General features: G+C 72.1%; 19 protein-coding genes. 8 read left to right on the plus strand and 11 right to left on the minus strand.

The features are described 5' to 3' along the window. Window positions 1–50: 50 nt before the first annotated feature. The 5 genes from ACFWB8_RS11215 to ACFWB8_RS11235 form a co-directional block, all read right to left on the minus strand. Window positions 51–257, minus strand: coding sequence for a hypothetical protein (locus tag ACFWB8_RS11215; protein WP_385224582.1), 207 nt, complete (start codon window positions 255–257; stop codon window positions 51–53). Window positions 258–287: 30 nt separating this feature from the next. Further along, window positions 288–878, minus strand: a complete 591-nt coding sequence (locus ACFWB8_RS11220; protein WP_385224584.1) for a glycine-rich domain-containing protein — start codon at window positions 876–878, stop codon at window positions 288–290. A gap of 211 nt (window positions 879–1,089) precedes the next feature. Beyond that, window positions 1,090–1,302 (minus strand): hypothetical protein, encoded by a 213-nt coding sequence (locus ACFWB8_RS11225; RefSeq protein ID WP_385224586.1) that lies wholly within the window; start codon window positions 1,300–1,302, stop codon window positions 1,090–1,092. Continuing rightward, entirely contained in the window at window positions 1,295–1,465 is a 171-nt protein-coding gene (locus ACFWB8_RS11230) for a hypothetical protein (protein ID WP_385224588.1), read from the minus strand. Before ACFWB8_RS11230 ends, ACFWB8_RS11225 begins: the two co-directional genes overlap by 8 nt. After that, window positions 1,462–1,632 carry a hypothetical protein gene (locus ACFWB8_RS11235; protein ID WP_385224590.1) on the minus strand — a complete coding sequence of 57 codons (171 nt, stop codon included), beginning with the start codon at window positions 1,630–1,632 and terminating at the stop codon, window positions 1,462–1,464. The genes ACFWB8_RS11230 and ACFWB8_RS11235 overlap by 4 nt, the downstream gene beginning before the upstream one ends. Window positions 1,633–1,824: 192 nt before the next feature. Between ACFWB8_RS11235 and ACFWB8_RS11240 the strand changes: the two genes are divergently transcribed. Further along, a complete protein-coding gene (locus ACFWB8_RS11240) occupies window positions 1,825–3,045 on the plus strand; it encodes a transcriptional regulator (protein WP_385224592.1) in 1,221 nt (406 codons plus the stop codon). Here ACFWB8_RS11240 and ACFWB8_RS11245 read toward each other — a convergent pair. The 3 genes from ACFWB8_RS11245 to sph all read right to left on the minus strand — a co-directional run bounded on the left by ACFWB8_RS11245 (window position 3,026) and on the right by sph (window position 4,963). Further along, window positions 3,026–3,691: an HAD family hydrolase gene (locus tag ACFWB8_RS11245; protein WP_385224594.1), complete on the minus strand. Its 666-nt coding sequence runs from the start codon at window positions 3,689–3,691 to the stop codon at window positions 3,026–3,028. The two genes, ACFWB8_RS11240 and ACFWB8_RS11245, sit on opposite strands and share 20 nt — an antisense overlap. An 89-nt stretch (window positions 3,692–3,780) precedes the next feature. Then, the gene (locus tag ACFWB8_RS11250; protein ID WP_385224596.1) at window positions 3,781–3,927 is read right to left on the minus strand and encodes a hypothetical protein; all 147 of its coding nucleotides are present in this window, start codon (window positions 3,925–3,927) and stop codon (window positions 3,781–3,783) included. Window positions 3,928–3,964: 37 nt separating this feature from the next. Beyond that, window positions 3,965–4,963: a sphingomyelin phosphodiesterase gene (gene sph / locus ACFWB8_RS11255; RefSeq protein ID WP_385224598.1), complete on the minus strand. Its 999-nt coding sequence runs from the start codon at window positions 4,961–4,963 to the stop codon at window positions 3,965–3,967. Between the two features lie 180 nt (window positions 4,964–5,143). Between sph and ACFWB8_RS11260 the strand changes: the two genes are divergently transcribed. Next, a complete protein-coding gene (locus ACFWB8_RS11260; RefSeq protein WP_385224600.1) occupies window positions 5,144–6,043 on the plus strand; it encodes an oxygenase MpaB family protein in 900 nt (299 codons plus the stop codon). 24 nt (window positions 6,044–6,067) lie between these two features. Here ACFWB8_RS11260 and ACFWB8_RS11265 read toward each other — a convergent pair whose 3' ends face one another. Continuing rightward, window positions 6,068–7,591, minus strand: coding sequence for a M1 family metallopeptidase (locus ACFWB8_RS11265; protein ID WP_385224602.1), 1,524 nt, complete (start codon window positions 7,589–7,591; stop codon window positions 6,068–6,070). A gap of 328 nt (window positions 7,592–7,919) precedes the next feature. Between ACFWB8_RS11265 and ACFWB8_RS11270 the strand changes: the two genes are divergently transcribed. From ACFWB8_RS11270 to ACFWB8_RS11290, 5 genes are all read left to right on the plus strand, one after another. After that, entirely contained in the window at window positions 7,920–8,783 is an 864-nt protein-coding gene (locus ACFWB8_RS11270; protein WP_385224604.1) for a hypothetical protein, read from the plus strand. A 141-nt stretch (window positions 8,784–8,924) separates the two neighbouring features. After that, window positions 8,925–11,408, plus strand: a complete 2,484-nt coding sequence (locus ACFWB8_RS11275) for a Tex family protein (RefSeq protein WP_385224606.1) — start codon at window positions 8,925–8,927, stop codon at window positions 11,406–11,408. A 207-nt stretch (window positions 11,409–11,615) separates the two neighbouring features. Next, window positions 11,616–12,128 carry a hypothetical protein gene (locus tag ACFWB8_RS11280; RefSeq protein WP_385224608.1) on the plus strand — a complete coding sequence of 171 codons (513 nt, stop codon included), beginning with the start codon at window positions 11,616–11,618 and terminating at the stop codon, window positions 12,126–12,128. Continuing rightward, entirely contained in the window at window positions 12,118–13,299 is a 1,182-nt protein-coding gene (locus ACFWB8_RS11285; protein WP_385224610.1) for an MAB_1171c family putative transporter, read from the plus strand. The genes ACFWB8_RS11280 and ACFWB8_RS11285 overlap by 11 nt, the downstream gene beginning before the upstream one ends. A gap of 30 nt (window positions 13,300–13,329) precedes the next feature. Beyond that, window positions 13,330–14,115, plus strand: a complete 786-nt coding sequence (locus ACFWB8_RS11290) for an SDR family NAD(P)-dependent oxidoreductase (RefSeq protein ID WP_385224612.1) — start codon at window positions 13,330–13,332, stop codon at window positions 14,113–14,115. 69 nt (window positions 14,116–14,184) lie between these two features. Here ACFWB8_RS11290 and ACFWB8_RS11295 read toward each other — a convergent pair whose 3' ends face one another. Continuing rightward, window positions 14,185–14,448, minus strand: coding sequence for a hypothetical protein (locus tag ACFWB8_RS11295; protein WP_385224614.1), 264 nt, complete (start codon window positions 14,446–14,448; stop codon window positions 14,185–14,187). A gap of 336 nt (window positions 14,449–14,784) precedes the next feature. Next, complete coding sequence (locus ACFWB8_RS11300) at window positions 14,785–16,422, minus strand: ABC-F family ATP-binding cassette domain-containing protein (RefSeq protein WP_385224616.1); 1,638 nt, start codon at window positions 16,420–16,422, stop codon at window positions 14,785–14,787. A gap of 111 nt (window positions 16,423–16,533) precedes the next feature. Here ACFWB8_RS11300 and ACFWB8_RS11305 point away from each other — a divergent pair, with 111 nt between their 5' ends. Continuing rightward, on the plus strand, window positions 16,534–17,496 hold the full coding sequence (locus tag ACFWB8_RS11305; protein ID WP_385224618.1) for a GlxA family transcriptional regulator: 963 nt from the start codon (window positions 16,534–16,536) through the stop codon (window positions 17,494–17,496). The last annotated feature ends 59 nt before the right edge of the window (window positions 17,497–17,555 follow it).

Here is a 17,555-nt window from a genome sequence, read left to right on the forward strand (position 1 = left end):
TCAGGGAGTAGCCCCGGCCGGAAGGGGGCCCGGCCGGGACTGAGGCGCGGTCAGTGCGCGATGACGAAGCCCCGCTCGGGCTGTGCCCCACGCGCCATCGCGACTCGGGCACGGACATGCGCTGTGACGTCACGGCCCTCGGCGTCGACCACGAGCCACACGCCGTCAGGATCACCGGGGCTCACCGGAGTGACGACCCCGGGGATTCCGTGCCGCCGCATCGCGCTGTGGAGCTCGAAGGCGTCGTTCGCAGTCATGTCCTCACCCTTTCCTCGCGTGCGCCGAACCTACTCCCCTTCGCCGCCACCGCCACCGCCACCACCGCCGTGGGTGGCGCAGCCGCCGGGGTTGATCGGGCCGCAGCCGCCGGGGACCGGGGTGTGGCTACAGTTCGCCGCCACCGAGACGAGCGGCCGCTCCGGGCCGACCCACAGCTCGGCGTCGGGCGTGTACCCGGCCTGCTCGATCAGCGCCACGGTCCGGGTCAGCACGTCCGGGTCGTGGCGGGACGGATCCGGCCGCTCGGGGAAGTGGTGGACCATCCGCCCCAGACGTGCGGTCAGCGACTCGTACAGGTTCGTATGCAGGATGAGCGCATGCCACCCCTCGTCCACCTCGCGGGTCGGCGCGATCCGGACCGTGGGGAACTTGGCCGCGGCGGCCACGAACTTGAGCGCCTCGACGGCGATCCGGGACGCCATGGAGATGTCCATGCCGGGGTTGTTGTCGAGGACGGTGGCAAGGACACCGGAGAACTGGGCGTCACTGAGGAGCGCGCGAGCGTTCATGGGTGCGGTGAGGGTCGGGGTGCTGCCGGTGTACGGGCCGTCGGTGGAGCAGGGCGGCGGCGGGCCAGCGGGCTTGTTGGAGCAGGCCATGTCTTCTCCTCGGTGTGCGGTCGGATGGTGCATGACCCGAACCGGAGCCCGTGAAGGGTGTCGCCAGGGTTCGGGGCGGAAGGCCCGGTCATCTGTGCGCACGCCGAGCGCGCAGACGACCGGGAGCCTTAGGGGTGGATCGTGCCGACGACGATCGCGCCGAGCACGATCAGGACACTCAGGACGTACAGGCCTTGGCGCTGCCACTCGCTCACGACGTTGACTCGATGTTGTCGACGTGGGTGGTGACCTCCAGGCCGGACTCGGTCCGGATGTACGCGAGATCGACCCACCGCGCGTAGACGATGTCGCCGCTCACGTTCTCGTGGACGACGGCCATCAGCTCGCCTTGGGCGCCGGACGCGATGTCGCGGACCTGCGTGCGGAGCAGCGGGTGCGGGACGTGCTCGTAGACCTCAGGCATCGGTCGGCTCCTCGCGGGAGCCGGTGAAGTGCTCCCAGCCGACGCGGGCTCGGTCGAGCAGTTCCGCGCTGGGCTCGCCCAAAACCTGGGTGCCCCACGCTGCGGGGTATCCGTCCGGGGTGTCGATGCCGACCACGCCGTGGGTGCAGTCATCGCTGGTCACGGCGACACGGCCGACTGCTGCGGGAGGGCATCGACGAGCCTTCGCAAGCCGCGGGCGAGCGAGCGGGCGTGGCTCCAGTCGCCGGCGGCATGCCGCCGGAAACCGGCCTGGAGGCCGGCGGTGAGGAGGTCTTCGACGAGGCGGGCGGCCTCGGGGGCTTTGGTCACGGCATGCTCCCTACCGTCTTCAGTGGGTGGTGAGAGACACCATGGACCCACTGAAGTCCTGTTGCGAGGACTTTCAAGCGGCCTTTCGGAGTCCTCGCACAGGGCTTTCTGGTCTTGTTCTGGTGAACCATGGAAGTCAAGAGGACGTCCTGAGATAGTGGGTTAGGACACCTATCCATCAGGGGAGTTGGAATGACCCGACCCACCGGCAACGCCCGGTTCAGGGCAGCCCGCCAAGCCGCTGGCTACCGGACTCAGCAGGAACTTGTGGACGCTCTCGCGTCCCGCGGGCTCCACATCGGCCTGCGGCAGGCCCGCCGCTACGAAGGCGAGAACCCGCCCCTCCCGAATCCGGACGTACGGCAAGCCCTCGTCACACTCCTCGGCCGCCCCCTCGACGAACTCGGCTTCAACGTGCCGCCCGGCACCGGGCCCCAGGCCACCAAGAGCCTCATCGCCCCCGCGAACCGTGGCCCGCTCCGGAGCCCCAGCGCGCCGCAGCCCGCCACCGCCGGGGCCGACTTCCTCGCCGTCACCCGCGCCCACCGCCGGCTGTACTGGACTGTCGCCCCCGCGATACTGCACCCCGCTGTCGCCGCACACGCCACCCTCGGCGGCCAGCTCCTCGACGCGACCACGGGCCGCACCCGACAGACCCTCGCCGCCGCCCTCGGGGAGAGCTGGCTCTTGGCGGGCAGGATCGAGTTCTTCGACCTTCGCGAACCCGACCGGGCCGGAGACACCTGGGTGCGCGCGCTCCAGGCCGCCGGAGAGGCCGACGACGCCCTCCTCGGCGCCGCGATCCTCGCTCACATGGCGTTCATCCCCGGGTGGGTCGGGCAGCGCCCCGCCGCGACAGAGCGCATGGTCGCGGCCCGGACCTATGCGCGACGAGGACAGGCGAGCGGCCACTTCGTAGCCTGGCTCGACGCGGTCGAGGCCGAGTGCGCCACCCGCTGCGGGGACACGCGTGCGGCCCTCAACCTGATTGCCCACGGGGAGACCGTCGTCGAGGACATCGCTAGCCCTACACCCGAGTGGATGGACTGGTTCAGCCCGATCCGACTGGCAGCCTTCAAGGGCCACACGCAGCTGGTCGCCGGGCACCTCCCGCAGGCCCGCGAGACGCTGCTCCACGTGCTCGACGAACTCCCTGGGGATGCCGACAAACAGCGCACGGTCATCCTCGGCGACCTCGGCGCGGTGGAAGCCGCCGCCGGACGCCCGGCGGACGCGGCCCAATACGCCCTCCGCGCGCTGGAGCTGTTGGAGACGCACTGGTACGCCACCGGGCTGGAGCGGGTCCGCGAGGTGCGGCGCGCGCTCGGCCCGTGGGAGCACGAGCAGTACGTCCGCGACCTCGATGACCGGCTCTACGGCTGGGGCGCGGTGGTCAGCGCTCTCGCGTGTTGAACTCGGCGATCCGGGGGGCCAGTTCGGCGAGGCTCTCGATGCGGAAGGTCGGCAGCTCGCGTGCCTCGGCGGTGTCCCATTGGATCGTGGCCCACGGGCCCCGGCGGACGAGCGCGGTGTGCATGCCTGCGGCGGCCCCGGGGCGGAGGTCGTTGTCGACGCGGTCGCCGACGTAGAGAATCTCTGACGGCTCGGCCGGGACAACTCCGGCGACGCGCTCGAAGAACTCGGGGTCCGGCTTCGAGGCGCCCCAGTCGTCCGAGGTACCGATCAGGTCCACGTCCTTGGTGAACAGCTCGCGCAGCAGCCCCCCGGCGCGCACGGTCTGGTTCCCGGCGATGGCGAGCCAGAGCCCATCGGCGCGGAGTTGCGCGAGCGCGGGCCGGACGTCCGGGTAGAGGTCGTCCTCGCCGAACCATTCCGGCTTCCCTGCGGCAGCACGTGCTTCCCGCTCCGCCGCCAAGTCGAAGCCGGGCTTGAACGGCTCGAAGACCTCGCGGTAGTCGCGGCCCTGGGACACGACCGCGCCGAACATCGCGGCGAACGTGTGGCGGGGTACCCCGAGCCAGTCGGCCCACGTGCCGTACTCCCGGGTTTCATCCACGAGGCACTCACCGACATCGAAGACCACGGCGCGAATCGTCATGCGGCCAGCCTAGTCACGGGCCGGGACGCACGACATCGCCCCTCCCGCCCGAAGGCGAGAGGGGGCGATGTCGTTCAGGAGACCCCATATCACTGGCTGGCCCAGCCGGCATTGATGATGGTGGTGGTCTGCTGGGTGAGGTCGAGCGTGGACGGTAGCGACGTCTGGCCGGTCAGCACGTCCGAGTAGCGCAGCCTCGGCGCGGCCCGACGGTCCTGGCGTCGCTGATCAGGCAAAAGGGCCCACGACCGGCTGACTTTCCGGATCGGTTGGTTACGGGGCCACGTACCCCACGACGGGATAGTGGTCCGAGAGGTTGGTGTACGTGTAGGAGGTGCCCCAGCTGGAGACCGTCCAGGGGGCCGTCTCCTCCTTGACCACGTTGTTCTCCCAGCCGGCCGGGCGGGCGTTGCCCTTGCGGTAGAGGACGTAGTCGAGGTCCTCGCGCGGGTCCGTCGGGTAGCGGTAGTTCGCGATCGAGTTCAGCGCGGTGTCGAAGGAGTACGGGTGGCCCGTGCGCGTGTCGGAGCCCGCCAGGTCGGCGTTGGCGAGCATCGACGCGTGCTCGGGCGTGCGGGAGTCGACGTTCATGTCGCCCGCCACGATGACCTGCTCGTTCGCCGGTATGTTCTTGCCGTCCAGGAAGGCGTCGATCGCCCTGAACTGGCGGGCGCGCATGTCCGCTGCCTCGCCCGCGCCGCAGCCCGGGTCGGTGGACTGGGCGTGCGTGCCGAGCACGTGCACCTTCGCGCCGTTGACGTTCAGCACGACGTAGGCGAAGCCCTTGTTGGACCACCAGTCGGCGCCGCAGGCGTCCTTGTAGACGACCTGCTCCTTGCGGATGATCGGCCACTTGCTCAGGATCATGACGCCGCCGTCCTCCGGGGTGGTGGAGGAGTACGCGCCGCCCGTGGCGTCCCAGCCGCTCTTGCTGCGGCCGACGACCGGGGTCTGGTACGGGTACTGCGCGGCCGAGTTGGCCTTCAGGGCGTCCGAGGCCCCGTTGTCGAAGGCCTCCTGGAGCACGACCACGTCGTGGCCCTGGTAGAAGGACGCCTTCGGGATCTCCGTGGCCCGGTGGTCCTGGCCCCAGTTCGGGTAGAGGTTCTTGCTCATCAGGAACGTGTTGTACGACAGGACGCTGAGCCGCGGGGCCGCGACGCCCTCCGCGGCCGTGGCGGCGGGCGCGGTGGTGACGGCCAGCGCCCCGGCGGCGATCGCCGCGACGGCCGTGGCGGCGGCCCGGGTGCGAGGGTGCGAGGTGTGCAGCATGAGGTCTCCGTCATTCCTGTGGGGGAAGATCGACGCCGTCATCCAAGCAGCCACGGTTACTTCGGGGTAACACCCGTGACAAGACTTTCTGTCCGGCCCGGGTCAACACGGGGGCGGGGGCTTGTGGGGCGCCCGGTCATACTGGGAAGACGGAGACCAGTGAGATCTGGGGGAGTACGGATGAGCACGACCGACGCGCCGGGAACCGCGGCACGCAAGACGGCCGGCGGGCGCACCGACCCGCTGCCGCCCCCGCCCGGCGGAGTGCTCTGGAGCACCGCCGGGGACATCCGGTCCCTGCTCACGCTGCCCGCCGCCTTCACCCTGCAGGTCGCCCACCCCGCGGTCGGTGCCGGGGTCGACCAGTACTCGGTCTTCCGCACCGACCCCTGGGGCCGCGGCGAGCGCTCGCTGCGCTCGGTCCAGCTGTGGGTCTACGGCGGGGAGCACGCCGCCGCCGAGGGGCGCCGGGTGCGCCGGCTGCACAAGGAGATCCGGGGCACCGACACCCGCGGGCGGCGCTACCACTCCCTCGACCCCGCCTGCTACGCATGGGTGCACGCCACCGGCTTCCCGGTCTCCCTGTACGCCGGGCGCTACCTGTTCCGCCGCATCACCCCCGCCCAGGAGCGGCAGCTGTACCGGGAGTGGCTCCAGGTGGGCCGGATCCTCGGCCTCCATGACCGGGACATGCCGCAGAGCATCGAGGAGTTCTGGCCCTACTACCACCGGATGCTGGCCGAGGAGATCGAGCCCACCAAGGTCGCCCGCGAGCTCGTCGCCACCGATGTGCCGGTGCCGTGCCCCGCGGGCGGTCCTGCGGCCGCGCGGCTGCTGCTCAGGCTCACCTGGCCGCTGCTGCGCGTGCTGTACCTGCGCTTCCGGGCCTTCGTCACCGTCGGCTACATGCCCCCCGAGGCCCGCGCCGCCATCGGCCTGGAGTGGACCCCGGCCCAGGAGCGCAGGCTCCGCCGCTTCAGCACGGCCGCACGACTCCTCGTTCCGCTGCTGCCGGAGCGGCTGCGGTACCTGCCGATCGCGCGGGAGGCCCGGGCGCGCCGACGCGCCGGCGCCCGCTGAGGGGTGCCGGCGCGCGGGTGGTGGTCAGTGCCCGTGCTGCTTGCGCTCGTGGATCGTGTTGGTCTCGGCGATCTTCTTCCAGGACTTCGGCTCCGCCTGCGGCTTGGCCGGGGCCGCCTGGAGGGAGCGGGCCGCGGAGGCCTTGGCGGCCGGCGGGGCGAAGGCCGGCTTGCCGGGGGTGTACAGCCAGTTCTCGAACAGTTGGGCGAGCGGCTTGCCCGAGACCTTCTCCGCGTACCGGACGAAGGTCCCGACCCCGGCGTTGCCGTACGCGTGCTCGGTCGGCCAGCCCTTGAGGATCGCGAAGAACTTCTCGTCGCCGATCTCGTTCCGCAGCGCCTGCAGGGCGATGGCCCCGCGGTCGTAGACCGCCCCGTGGAACTGGTTCTCCGGGCCCGGGTCACCCGGCTTGACCTGCCAGAACGGGTCCTCGGCCGGGCGGGAGACGTAGGTCCAGTCGGCGAGCTCCTGCGCGGTGCCCTCGCCCTCCTTCTCCGACCACAGCCACTGGCTGTAGCGGGCGAAGCCCTCGTTGATCCAGATGTCCTTCCAGTTCTCCACGGACACGCTGTCCCCGTACCACTGGTGGGCCAACTCGTGCACGACCACCGAGGCGTTGGCGCCGTTCGCGAACTGGCGGGGGCTGTAGAACGGCCGGGTCTGGGTCTCCAGCGCGAAGCCGCTGGGCACGTTCGGGACGTAGCCGCCCAGCGCGTTGAAGGGGTACGGGCCGAAGACGCCCTCCAGCCACTCCGCGACCTCGCCGGTGCGCTCCACGCTCGCACGCGCCGCGCCGGCGTTGTCGCCGAGGTCCGTGCTGTACGCGTTGAGGATCGGCAGTCCGCTCGCCGTCTTGTCGGTGGTGATGTCGAACTTGCCGATGGCGAGGGTGGCCAGGTAGGTGGCCTGCGGCTTGTTCGAGCGCCAGTTGTAGCGGGTCCAGCCGAGCTTGGAGCTCTGCGACTGGAGGACACCGTTGCTGATCGCCTGGGTGCCGTCCGGGACGTTGACGGAGATGTCGAAGGTCGCCTTGTCGCGCGGGTGGTCGTTGCTCGGGAACCACCAGATGGCCGAGTCGGGCTCCTGCGCGGCGATCCCGCCGTCCGGCGTGCGCTGCCAGGCGCTCCAGCCGTCGACCTTGAACTCCGAGGGCTTGCCGGCGTACTTGACGACGATGCTCGCCTGCTTGCCGCGCTGGAGCGCGGCGGCGGGGGTGACCTCGAGCTCCTGGGTGCCGGTCTTGGCGAACTTCGCCTTGGCGCCGTTGACCCGGATCTCGCTGACCGCGAGGCCGAAGTCGAGGTTGAAGCGGGACAGGTCCTGCTGGGCGGTGGCGAGGAGGGTGGCGGTGCCCTCCAGCAGGTCCGTCTTCGGCTGGTACTTCAGGCGCAGGTCGTAGTGGGAGATGTCGTATCCCCCGTTTCCGCTGGCCGGGTAGTAGGGGTCGCCGATACCCGGGGCGCCCGGAGCGGAACTCGCCGCCGACGCCGGGATCGCCAGCAGAAGGGAGGCGGCGAGAACGCTCGGGGCGATGGCTTTGCGGTACACCTAGAGCTCCAAGTGGTAGGGGAGACAGAGCGGTTCAAGGTCTCGTCGTTCGACCGTATTCACGCCCGGTGCCCCACGTCATGTCCATGGCCCCTGCTGTCACACGATCGCCATTCGGCCGTCACAGGGAGCGCGTGGCCGGGGCCGGGGAGTGCGCCGGGGGCGGCGAAGACGGCCCCGAGGCGCCGCAGCAGGGCGCCGGGACCGCCCGCGCCCGGGCGGTGAGCCGTGGAAGAAAGGCCGGAAAGAACCGGGCCGGACGGCCGGCGTGCCGGATGCCGGGCACCGGACCTACCCTGCGTACCGAACAGTCGGTATCGTGCGGCGCATGACAATTCCCGAGCGCGCTGCCCGTCGCTGTTGGCACGCCGCGATCAACCCGCTGCACGCCACCATCTACTTCTCGCCCGACCTCGGCAAGGAGTACGCCGGCCTCGGCATCACCGACCGCGTGGCCGTCAACCTCGCCAGCCGCTCCGCCGCCATGGGCGCGGTCGGCGCCGGCGCGGTGACCGCCACGTTCTACAACTACCGCCACGACCTCGTCTCCCGGCACCTGCCGGCCGTCTGGGAGACCGCCACACCCGAGCAGGCCCTGGCCGCCCGGCTGCGGGCCGTCGACTCCACCCTGCGCCGGCTGCTCGGTCCGCAGACCATCGAGTCCGCCGAGCTGGCCGAGGCCGCCGACCTCGCGATACGGGCCACCGAGGCCTGCACCCGGCACGCCCGCACCCTCTACGCGGCCCACGCCGACCTCCCCGTACCCGAGGAGCCGCACCTGCGGCTGTGGCACGCCACCACGCTGCTGCGCGAGCACCGCGGCGACGGCCACCTCGCAGCCCTGCTCCTCGCGGACCTCGACCCGGTCGAGGCCCTGGTCAGCCACACGGCCACCGGCCGCGGCATGACCCCGAAGTGGCTCAAGATCATCCGCGGTTGGGAGCAGTCCGACCTGGACGCGGCGCAGGAGCGGCTCGCCGCTCGCGGGATCCTGGACGCGGACGGCGAGCTCACCGCGGAGGGCCAAGACCTGCGCGAGGCCCTGGAGGCGGACACCGACCGCCTGGACGCGGCCCCGTACGAGCACCTCGGCGCGGAGGGTCTGGCCCGGCTCGCCGAACTCGGCGGCGGTTTCGTCATGCAGGCCGTCGGCGCCGGAGCCTTCCCCGGTGACCTCTTCGGCAAGGTCTGAGCGGCACCCCGAGCAGGTCCCCGAGCAGGTCCCCGAGCACGTCCCCGAGCAGGTCCCGAACCGGGGCTCCCCGCGTCCGTCACCGCCACCTGCCACAATTGGCAGCCTTCCAGTGCAAACGAAGGCAGGCGGGACCCGATCGTGACGATGTCCATCGAAGGCAGGATCGCCGAAGAGCTCGGCGTACGGGAGCGGCAGGTCAAGGCCGCCGTCGAGCTGCTCGACGGCGGCTCGACCGTGCCGTTCATCGCGCGCTACCGCAAGGAAGCGACCGAGATGCTCGACGACGCGCAGCTGCGCACCCTCGAGGAGCGGCTGCGGTATCTGCGCGAACTCGCGGACCGGCGGGCGGCGATCCTGGACTCCGTACGGGAGCAGGGCAAGCTCGACGCCGAGCTGGAGGCCCGGATCAACGCGGCCGACACCAAGGCCCGACTGGAGGACATCTACCTCCCCTTCAAGCCCAAGCGCCGCACCAAGGCGCAGATCGCCCGCGAGGCCGGTCTGGAGCCGCTCGCCGAAGGCCTGCTGGCCGACCCGTCGGTGGAACCGGCCGTCGCGGCGGCCGCGTTCGTGGACGCGGACAAGGGCGTCGCCGACCCGGCGGCCGCGCTGGAGGGCGCCCGCGCCATCCTCACCGAGAAGTTCGGCGAGGACGCCGACCTGATCGGCGAACTGCGCGAGCGCATGTGGGGCCGCGGCCGGCTCGCCGCGAAGGTCCGCGAGGGCAAGGAGGAGGCGGGCGCCAAGTTCGCCGACTACTTCGACTTCGCCGAGCCGTTCACCGCACTGCCCTCGCACCGCGTGCTGGCCATGCTGCGCGGCGAGAAGGAGGACGTGCTCGACCTCACCCTGGTGCCGGAGGAGGCGAGCGACACGCCCGGGCCCTCCACGTACGAGGGCATGGTCGCCCGCCGCTTCGGCATCGGTGATCGCGGCCGCCCCGGCGACAAGTGGCTCGCCGACACCGTCCGCTGGGCCTGGCGGACGAAGCTCCAGGTTCACCTCGGCATCGACCTGCGGATGCGGCTGCGCGCCGCCGCCGAGGACGAGGCCGTACGGGTCTTCGCGGCCAACCTGCGCGACCTGCTGCTCGCCGCACCCGCCGGGACCCGCGCGACGCTCGGTCTGGACCCGGGCTTCCGTACGGGCGTGAAGGTCGCGGTCGTGGACGCCACCGGCAAGGTCGTCGCCACGGACGTGATCTACCCGCACGTTCCCGCCAACAAGTGGGACGAGTCCCTCGCCAAGCTGGCCCGCCTCGCCGAGGAGCACGCGGTCGAGCTGGTCGCCATCGGCAACGGCACCGCCTCCCGCGAGACCGACAAGCTCGCCGGGGACCTCATCACCCGCCACCCCGAGCTGAAGCTGACCAAGGTGATGGTCTCGGAGGCGGGCGCTTCGGTGTACTCGGCCTCCGCCTTCGCCTCGCAGGAACTCCCCGGCATGGACGTGTCGCTGCGCGGCGCCGTCTCCATCGCCCGGCGGCTCCAGGACCCGCTCGCCGAACTGGTCAAGATCGACCCGAAGTCGATCGGGGTGGGCCAGTACCAGCACGACCTGGCCGAGGTGAAGCTCTCGCGTTCGCTCGACGCCGTGGTCGAGGACTGTGTGAACGGCGTCGGCGTGGACGTCAACACCGCGTCCGCGCCGCTGCTCTCGCGGGTCTCGGGGATCAGCGGCGGTCTCGCCGAGAACATCGTGTCGCACCGCGACGCCAACGGCCCCTTCCGCAACCGCAAGGGGCTCAAGGACGTGGCCCGCCTCGGCCCGAAGGCGTACGAGCAGTGCGCGGGCTTCCTGCGGATCCGTGACGGGGACGACCCGCTGGACTCCTCCAGCGTGCACCCCGAGGCGTACCCGGTGGTCCGGGCCATGGGCAAGACGGCGGGCAGCGACGTGGCGGCCCTGATCGGCAACAGTGGCGTACTGCGCTCGCTGCGGCCGGAGCAGTTCGTCACCGAGGCCTTCGGCCTGCCGACGGTGACGGACATCCTGCGCGAGCTGGAGAAGCCCGGCCGGGACCCGCGGCCCGCCTTCAAGACGGCGACCTTCAAGGAGGGCGTGGAGAAGATCGGCGACCTGGCCCCCGGGATGATCCTGGAGGGTGTGGTCACCAACGTGGCCGCCTTCGGCGCCTTCATCGACATCGGCGTCCACCAGGACGGGCTGGCGCACGTGTCGGCGCTGTCGAAGACCTTCGTCAAGGACCCCCGGGACGTGGTCAAGCCGGGCGACGTCGTCCGCGTGAAGGTCATGGAGGTGGACATCCCGCGCAAGCGGATCTCGCTGACCCTGCGGCTGGAGGACGAGGCGGACCGCGAACGGCCCGCGGGCGAGCCGAAGGCGCGCGAGGAGCGCCAGGAGCGGCGCGGCGGCAGCCGCCCGCCCCAGCAGCGCGGCGCCCGCGACGCCGGCCAGGGCCAGGGCCAGGCCCGGCGCGGTCAGGGTCAGGGTCAGGGTCAGGGGGGCCAGCGCCAGGGCCAAGGAGGCCAGCGCCAAGGCCAAGGAGGCCAGCGCCAGGGCGGCAGCGGCGGCGGCGCTCCGGCCCCGGCCAACAGCGCCATGGCCGACGCCCTGCGCCGCGCCGGCCTCACCGGCCCCGAGGAGCGGCGCAAGCGCTAGTGGCAGTTGCGGGATGGCCGAATAGGCACCCCACATGGGGACATACCTTGCCAACGCCCGTACAAGATCTGTAGGGATGGTGGAACGCCCGTTCGTCTTCCGGCGGACGGGCTTCCGCGTTTCCCGAAGGACGCCATGCCCCTGCCCACGCACGCGTACCGACGTTGCCCGAGAAAGGGTCCGAAGAGGGATCAGAAGAGGGATCACATGCGCCATCCCCAACTCAGCCTGCGCAAAAGGTGCGAGTCGATTCTCGGCCGTCTGGACCTGACGCACCCCTTCTCCCTCGACGCCCTGTGCGACCGGGTCGCGGAGCAGCGCGGCCGACCCATCAGACTGCACCCGCTGCCCAAGGAGGCGGCCGAGTCCGGGGTGTGCGGACTGTGGGTGGGCACCGCGAGCGTGGACTACGTCTTCTACGAGGCCCAGACCACCCCCTTGCACCGGGAGCACATCGTGCTCCACGAAATCGGCCACATCCTGTTCGGGCACCACTCGCTGGACGGCGAGGAGACCGACGGACGGGCCCCCACCGTGCTCGGGCGCACCAACTACACCACCCGTCAGGAGCAGGAGGCGGAGATGCTCGCCAGCATGATCCGCATCCGCACGGCGAGCGCGGGCCGGCCCGCGTCCGGGGGCGGGGGCCGTGACACCCTCGCCCGGCTGGAGTCGGCCATGGGCTACGAGCGGCGGAGGCCGGGCCACCATGGCAGCTGATCTCACCGCCTTCGGCGACTGGCTCGCCGTCCCCAGCGTCGTCTGCCTCTGGATCGCGGTACTGCTGCGCGCCCCGGGCGCGCTGCGCTCCCCACACCAGCGCGGCCTGTGGCTCGCGGTCGCCACGGCCGCCGCCGCGATGACCCTGAACCTGCCCGCCGTCGTCACGTACGCGATGGGCCGCGACCCCGGCTACGCCCACACCATCGGCCTGGTCCGCAACTTCATCGGCGTGCTGTCGGCGGGCGCCGTGCTCTACTTCGTGGCCGCCGCCACCCGCGGCCGCCGGCTCCAACTCGCCTCCGGCACCGGCACGGTGGTCTGGCTGACCGCGCTGCTCGTGCTCGACGCCGCCGCTCCCGCGCACGGCACGCACACCATCCCGCCGGTCGGCGACCCGGTGCCGTCCCTGGCGTACTGGCTGGTGCTGATCTCCGCGCACCTGCTCGCCAACACCGTCTGCGTGTACGTCTGCTGGCGCTACAGCCGGCGCACCGAGAGCCGCGGTCTCGCCGCCGGACTGCGACTGTTCGGCCTCGGTACCGCGCTCGCCGGGCTGTTCTGGTTCGCGTACCTGCTCAAGGCGCTGTTCGCCAGCACCTGGGCGATGCCCGCCCTGCCGCTGCTGATGAACCTGCACGGCCTGGTGCGCGCCGCCGCCATCCTCGTGCCGATGCTGTTCGCCTTCCGCCGTACCAGCGCCGACATCGCCACCGCCTGGCGGCTCTGGCCGCTGTGGCGCGACCTGGTCCACGCCGTCCCGCACGTCGCCCTGACCAAGCCGCGGGCCGGCCGGGTGCTGGAGCTGCTGTGGCCGCCGGTACCGCGCAACCTGCTGGTGTACCGCAAGGTCATCGAGACCCGTGACGCGATCCTGATCCTGGGGGAGTACGTCGCCCCGGGCGCCCCGGAGCGGGCCCGCAGCCATGTCGCCGGACACGGAGTGCCCGACCAGCGGCGCGCCGCGGCCGCCCTGGCCTGCGTACTCAAGGAGGCGCGGGGGGCGAAGCTGGCCGGGGCCGGGCAACAGCGCGGCGAGGCCGATGCGTTGGAGCTGCCGCCCGCCATCCAGACGTCGGCCGAGGGCGGTGACCTGGAGAGCGAGGCCCGTTTCCTCGTCGACGTCGCCCGGGCCTACGCCTCGCCGGCCGCCACCGCCTTCGCCCCGTGACGCGTTCAACAGCCAGGAAGTGAAAAGCCCTTGACCACCGTACTGATCACCGGAGCCAGCGCCGGACTCGGCGCCGCCTTCGCCCGCGGCTTCGCGGCCAAGGGCTGCGCCCTCGTCCTCGTCGCCCGCGACAAGCACCGCCTCGAAACCGTCGCCGAATCACTGGAAAGGGAGTTCGGCGCCCGCTGCGAGGTGCTGCCCGCCGACCTGCTCGACGCGGGCGGGTGCGCGGCCGTGGAGCAGCGGCTCGCCGACCCCACCCGTCCCGTGGACATCCTGGTCAACAACGCGGGCTTCGGCCTCCCCGCGCCCTTCCCGTACAGCCCCGTCGAGGACGAGGAGCGGATGCTCGACCTGCTGGTGAAGGTCCCGCTGCGCCTCACCCACGCCGCTCTGCCGGGCCTGCGCGAACGCCGCCGGGGCGCGGTCGTCAACGTCTCCTCGGTGGCGGGTCTCCTGCCGACCGGGACCTACGGGGCCGCCAAGGCCTGGGTCACCGCCTTCAGCGAGTCCCTGCGCGTGGACATGGAGCCGTACGGGGTCCGCGTGCTGGCGGTGGTACCGGGGTTCACCCGCACCGAGTTCCAGGAGCGTGCCGGGATGGACGTCAGCGCCCTGCGCGAGGCGGTCTGGCTGGAGCCGCGGGCCGTGGTGGCCCAGGCCCTGAAGGACCTCGCCCGCCGCCGCCCGATCAGCGTCACCGGCCGTCGCTACCAGGCGTACGCGCTGGCCGTCCGCCACCTCCCGCGCACCTTCGTGGCCCGGAAGATGGCCCGCACCCGGCGCGCCCCGGCCGGCCGGCCGGGCGAGCGCTGAAGCTGCCGCGGCACCCCGATGCGCGGCCCGGTGACGGGTCCGCGCACGGCGTGCTGCGGGAGTGACGAATCAGTGGCCGTGGCCGTGTCCGCGGCCGTGCCCGTGTCCGCCGTAACCGTTGTCGTCGTCATCGTGGTCCCAGCCGCTGTTGTGCCAGCCATGGCCGTAGCCGCCGTCGTCATCGTCGCCGCAGTCGCCGCCGGTGACGTAGCTCACGGGCTGGGCCGGGGCGGCCGCCGAGGCGGTCCCCGCCGCGCCGAGTGCGGCCCCGCCGGCCATCAGGAGACCGGCAGCGGAGGCCGCGAAGAGGCGCTTCGCTCGCTGTGCATGCATGAGAATGTCCCTTCCTCCACCCCCTCGCGCCTCATCGAGGCATGAAGGGGGGAACCGCGGCCGCACAAGCAGAAGCATGCGCAGCGCGGATCGGATGCAGGGCCGCGGTCAGTGCGGAAGCACGTTTTCCGGCCACAAGGGCCTCGGACGCCACATGGTCCAGGAGAGGAACGCATCAGAGGTGCCTCCCTGCCGACGCAGAACTCCGGCCAGGGGCGTGTGCTCCGCGGTTGCGGCTCTCAATCACCAAGGCTAGTCGCGCCCGGGCCGGTCGGCACCTCGAGAGGTCGACAGGCCGCCCCCGCACTCGGCGCCGCCAACTGCCCGCCCCGTGGCCTAGATCTCCGTGACCTTGCCGGCCGCGACTTCCAGGCGGCGGGTCACGTGGACCGCGTCGAGCATGCGGCGGTCGTGGGTGACCAGCAGGAGGGTGCCCTCATAGGCGTCCAGGGCGGACTCCAGCTGTTCGATCGCCGGGAGGTCGAGGTGGTTGGTGGGCTCGTCCAGCACCAGCAGGTTCACCCCGCGGCCCTGGAGCAGCGCCAGGGCGGCGCGGGTGCGCTCGCCGGGGGAGAGGGTGGCCGCCGGACGCAGCACGTGGGCCGCCTTCAGGCCGAACTTCGCCAGGAGCGTGCGGACTTCGGCCGGCTCGGTGTCCGGGACGGCCGCGCAGAAGGCCTCCAGCAGCGGCTCGTCGCCGAGGAACAGCCCGCGCGCCTGGTCGACCTCGCCGACCAGTACGCCGGAGCCGAGCGTGGCGGAGCCGGAGTCGGGGGTCAGCCGGCCCAGCAGGACGGCCAGCAGCGTGGACTTGCCGGCGCCGTTGGCCCCGGTGATCGCGACCCGGTCCGCCCAGTCGATCTGCAGACTGGCGGGCCCGAAACCGAAGTCCCCCCGCCGCACGGCCGCCTCGCGCAGCGTGGCGACGACCGAGCCGGAGCGCGGGGCCGCCGCGATCTCCATGCGCAGCTCCCACTCCTTGCGCGGCTCGTCGACCACGTCCAGTCGCTCGATCGCGCGCTGCGTCTGCCGGGCCTTGGCGGCCTGCTTCTCGCTCGACTCGCCGCGCAGGTTCTTGCCGATCTTGTCGTTGTCGGTGGCCTTGCGGCGGGCGTTGCGCACGCCCTTGTCCATCCAGTTGCGCTGCATCTGCGCCCGGCCCTCCAGGGCGGACTTCTTGCCCGCGTACTCCTCGAACTCCTCGCGGGCGTGGTTGCGGGCGCGCTCGCGCTCCTCCAGATAGGCGTCGTAGCCGCCGCCGTAGAGGTTGATCTGCTGCTGGGTCAGGTCGAGTTCGAGGACCTTGGTGACCGTGCGGGTGAGGAACTCGCGGTCGTGGCTGATGACGATCGTGCCCGCGCGCAGGCCCTTGACGAACTGCTCCAGCCGCTCCAGGCCGTCGAGGTCGAGGTCGTTGGTGGGCTCGTCGAGCAGGAACACGTCGTAGCGGGAGAGGAGGAGCGAGGCGAGGCCCGCGCGCGCCGCCTGGCCGCCGGAGAGCGCCGTCATCGGGAGGTCCAGGCCCACGGTGAGGCCGAGCTCGGCGGCGACCTCCTCGGCCCGCTCGTCGAGGTCGGCGCCGCCCAGGTTCAGCCACCGGTCCAGGGCGTCCGCGTACGCGTCGTCCGCACCCGGGGTCCCGTCCACCAGACCCTGCGTGGCCTCGTCGAGCTCCGCCTGCGCGGCGGCCACACCCGTGCGCCGGGCCAGGAAGTCCCGTACCGATTCTTCGGGCCGGCGCTCCGGCTCCTGCGGGAGGTGGCCGACGGCGGCGGTGGGCGGGGAGAGCCGCAGTTCACCGGTCTCGGGGGTGTCCAGCCCGGCGAGCAGGCGCAGCAGGGTGGACTTCCCGGCGCCGTTGACGCCGACGAGGCCGATGACGTCGCCGGGCGCGACGACGAGGTCGAGATCGGCGAAGAGGGTGCGCTCACCGTGCGCGGCGGTGAGGTTCTTGGCGACGAGGGTTGCAGTCATGATCTGTCGATCCTATCCGCGCGGCTCCCCTCCCCGGTGCGGGGAGGTCATGGCCGGATAGGTGGGATACCCGGCATTGCGGCCATCGGCTCCGCATCCCAGGATGAGGTCATGTCGCCTCGAAACGTGCTCGTCGTCCTCTACGACGGGGTGCAGAGCTTGGACGTCACCGGGCCGGTGGAGGTCTTCGCGGGCGTCGCCCGGGCCCCGGGTCCCGGGCGGTACGACATCCGGACGGTCTCCCTCGGCGGTGCGCCGGTCCGTACGAACAGCGGGCTGACGCTGGTGCCGGACGGGGACCTGGAGGGCGAGCGACCGGGGGCCGGGACCACGCTGCTGGTGCCCGGGGGGCAGTACTCGGCCGACTTCGAACCGCGGCTCACCGGCTGGCTGCGCGCCCACGGGGGTGGGGCGGAGCGGCTGGTGTCCGTGTGCACCGGAGGCCTGCTGCTGGCCGAGGCCGGGCTGCTGGACGGGCGGCGGGCGACGACGCACTGGCACGCCTGCGAGCAGATGGCCCGGGACTACCCGGCCGTCGAGGTCGAGCCGGACCCCATCTACGTACGGGACGGGCCGGTGAGCACCTCGGCCGGGGTGACGGCGGGGATCGACCTCGCGCTGGCCCTGGTCGAGGAGGACTTCGGGCGGGACCTCGCGCTGGCCATCGCCCGCCACCTGGTGGTCTTTCTGCGCCGGCCGGGGAACCAGGCCCAGTTCAGCGCGCAGCTCGCGGCGCAGACCGCCCGGCGGGAGCCGCTGCGGGACGTCCAGCAGTGGATCACCGAGCATCCGGGCGGGGACCTCACCGTGGAGGCGCTCGCGGCCCGGGCCCGGCTCTCCCCGCGCCACTTCGCCCGCGCCTTCCAGGCGGAGACCGGGGTGACGCCCGGCCGGTACGTCGAGCGGGTACGGGTGGAGCACGCGCGGCGGCTGCTGGAGGACAGTGCGGAGGGGGTGGCCCAGATCTCGCGCGCCTGCGGTTACGGGACGCCGGAGGCACTGCGCCGGGCCTTCGTGAAGACCCTGGGCCAGTCCCCGGCGGAGTACCGCCGCCGCTTCGGCGGCCGCGCCTGACGCGCCCCTGTACAGCGCACTGCCCCGTACGGGGCGCAGCCACAACCGAGACCGTCTAC

It is taken from the genome of Streptomyces sp. NPDC060031, from assembly GCF_042736805.1.
Classification (GTDB): Bacteria; Actinomycetota; Actinomycetes; order Streptomycetales; family Streptomycetaceae; genus Streptomyces.

Excerpts from the sequence above, each read along its gene's own strand:
- ACFWB8_RS11225 (WP_385224586.1), bottom strand. The coding sequence starts at position 1,302 with ATGCCTGAGGTCTACGAGCACGTCCCGCACCCGCTGCTCCGCACGCAG.
- ACFWB8_RS11280 (WP_385224608.1), top strand. The coding sequence starts at position 11,616 with ATGCGCCATCCCCAACTCAGCCTGCGCAAAAGGTGCGAGTCGATTCTC.
- sph (WP_385224598.1), bottom strand. The coding sequence starts at position 4,963 with ATGCTGCACACCTCGCACCCTCGCACCCGGGCCGCCGCCACGGCCGTC.
- ACFWB8_RS11260 (WP_385224600.1), top strand. The coding sequence starts at position 5,144 with ATGAGCACGACCGACGCGCCGGGAACCGCGGCACGCAAGACGGCCGGC.
- ACFWB8_RS11295 (WP_385224614.1), bottom strand. The coding sequence starts at position 14,448 with ATGCATGCACAGCGAGCGAAGCGCCTCTTCGCGGCCTCCGCTGCCGGT.
- ACFWB8_RS11240 (WP_385224592.1), top strand. The coding sequence starts at position 1,825 with ATGACCCGACCCACCGGCAACGCCCGGTTCAGGGCAGCCCGCCAAGCC.
- ACFWB8_RS11245 (WP_385224594.1), bottom strand. The coding sequence starts at position 3,691 with ATGACGATTCGCGCCGTGGTCTTCGATGTCGGTGAGTGCCTCGTGGAT.
- ACFWB8_RS11300 (WP_385224616.1), bottom strand. The coding sequence starts at position 16,422 with ATGACTGCAACCCTCGTCGCCAAGAACCTCACCGCCGCGCACGGTGAG.
- ACFWB8_RS11215 (WP_385224582.1), bottom strand. The coding sequence starts at position 257 with ATGACTGCGAACGACGCCTTCGAGCTCCACAGCGCGATGCGGCGGCAC.
- ACFWB8_RS11220 (WP_385224584.1), bottom strand. The coding sequence starts at position 878 with ATGGCCTGCTCCAACAAGCCCGCTGGCCCGCCGCCGCCCTGCTCCACC.
- ACFWB8_RS11270 (WP_385224604.1), top strand. The coding sequence starts at position 7,920 with ATGACAATTCCCGAGCGCGCTGCCCGTCGCTGTTGGCACGCCGCGATC.
- ACFWB8_RS11285 (WP_385224610.1), top strand. The coding sequence starts at position 12,118 with ATGGCAGCTGATCTCACCGCCTTCGGCGACTGGCTCGCCGTCCCCAGC.
- ACFWB8_RS11305 (WP_385224618.1), top strand. The coding sequence starts at position 16,534 with ATGTCGCCTCGAAACGTGCTCGTCGTCCTCTACGACGGGGTGCAGAGC.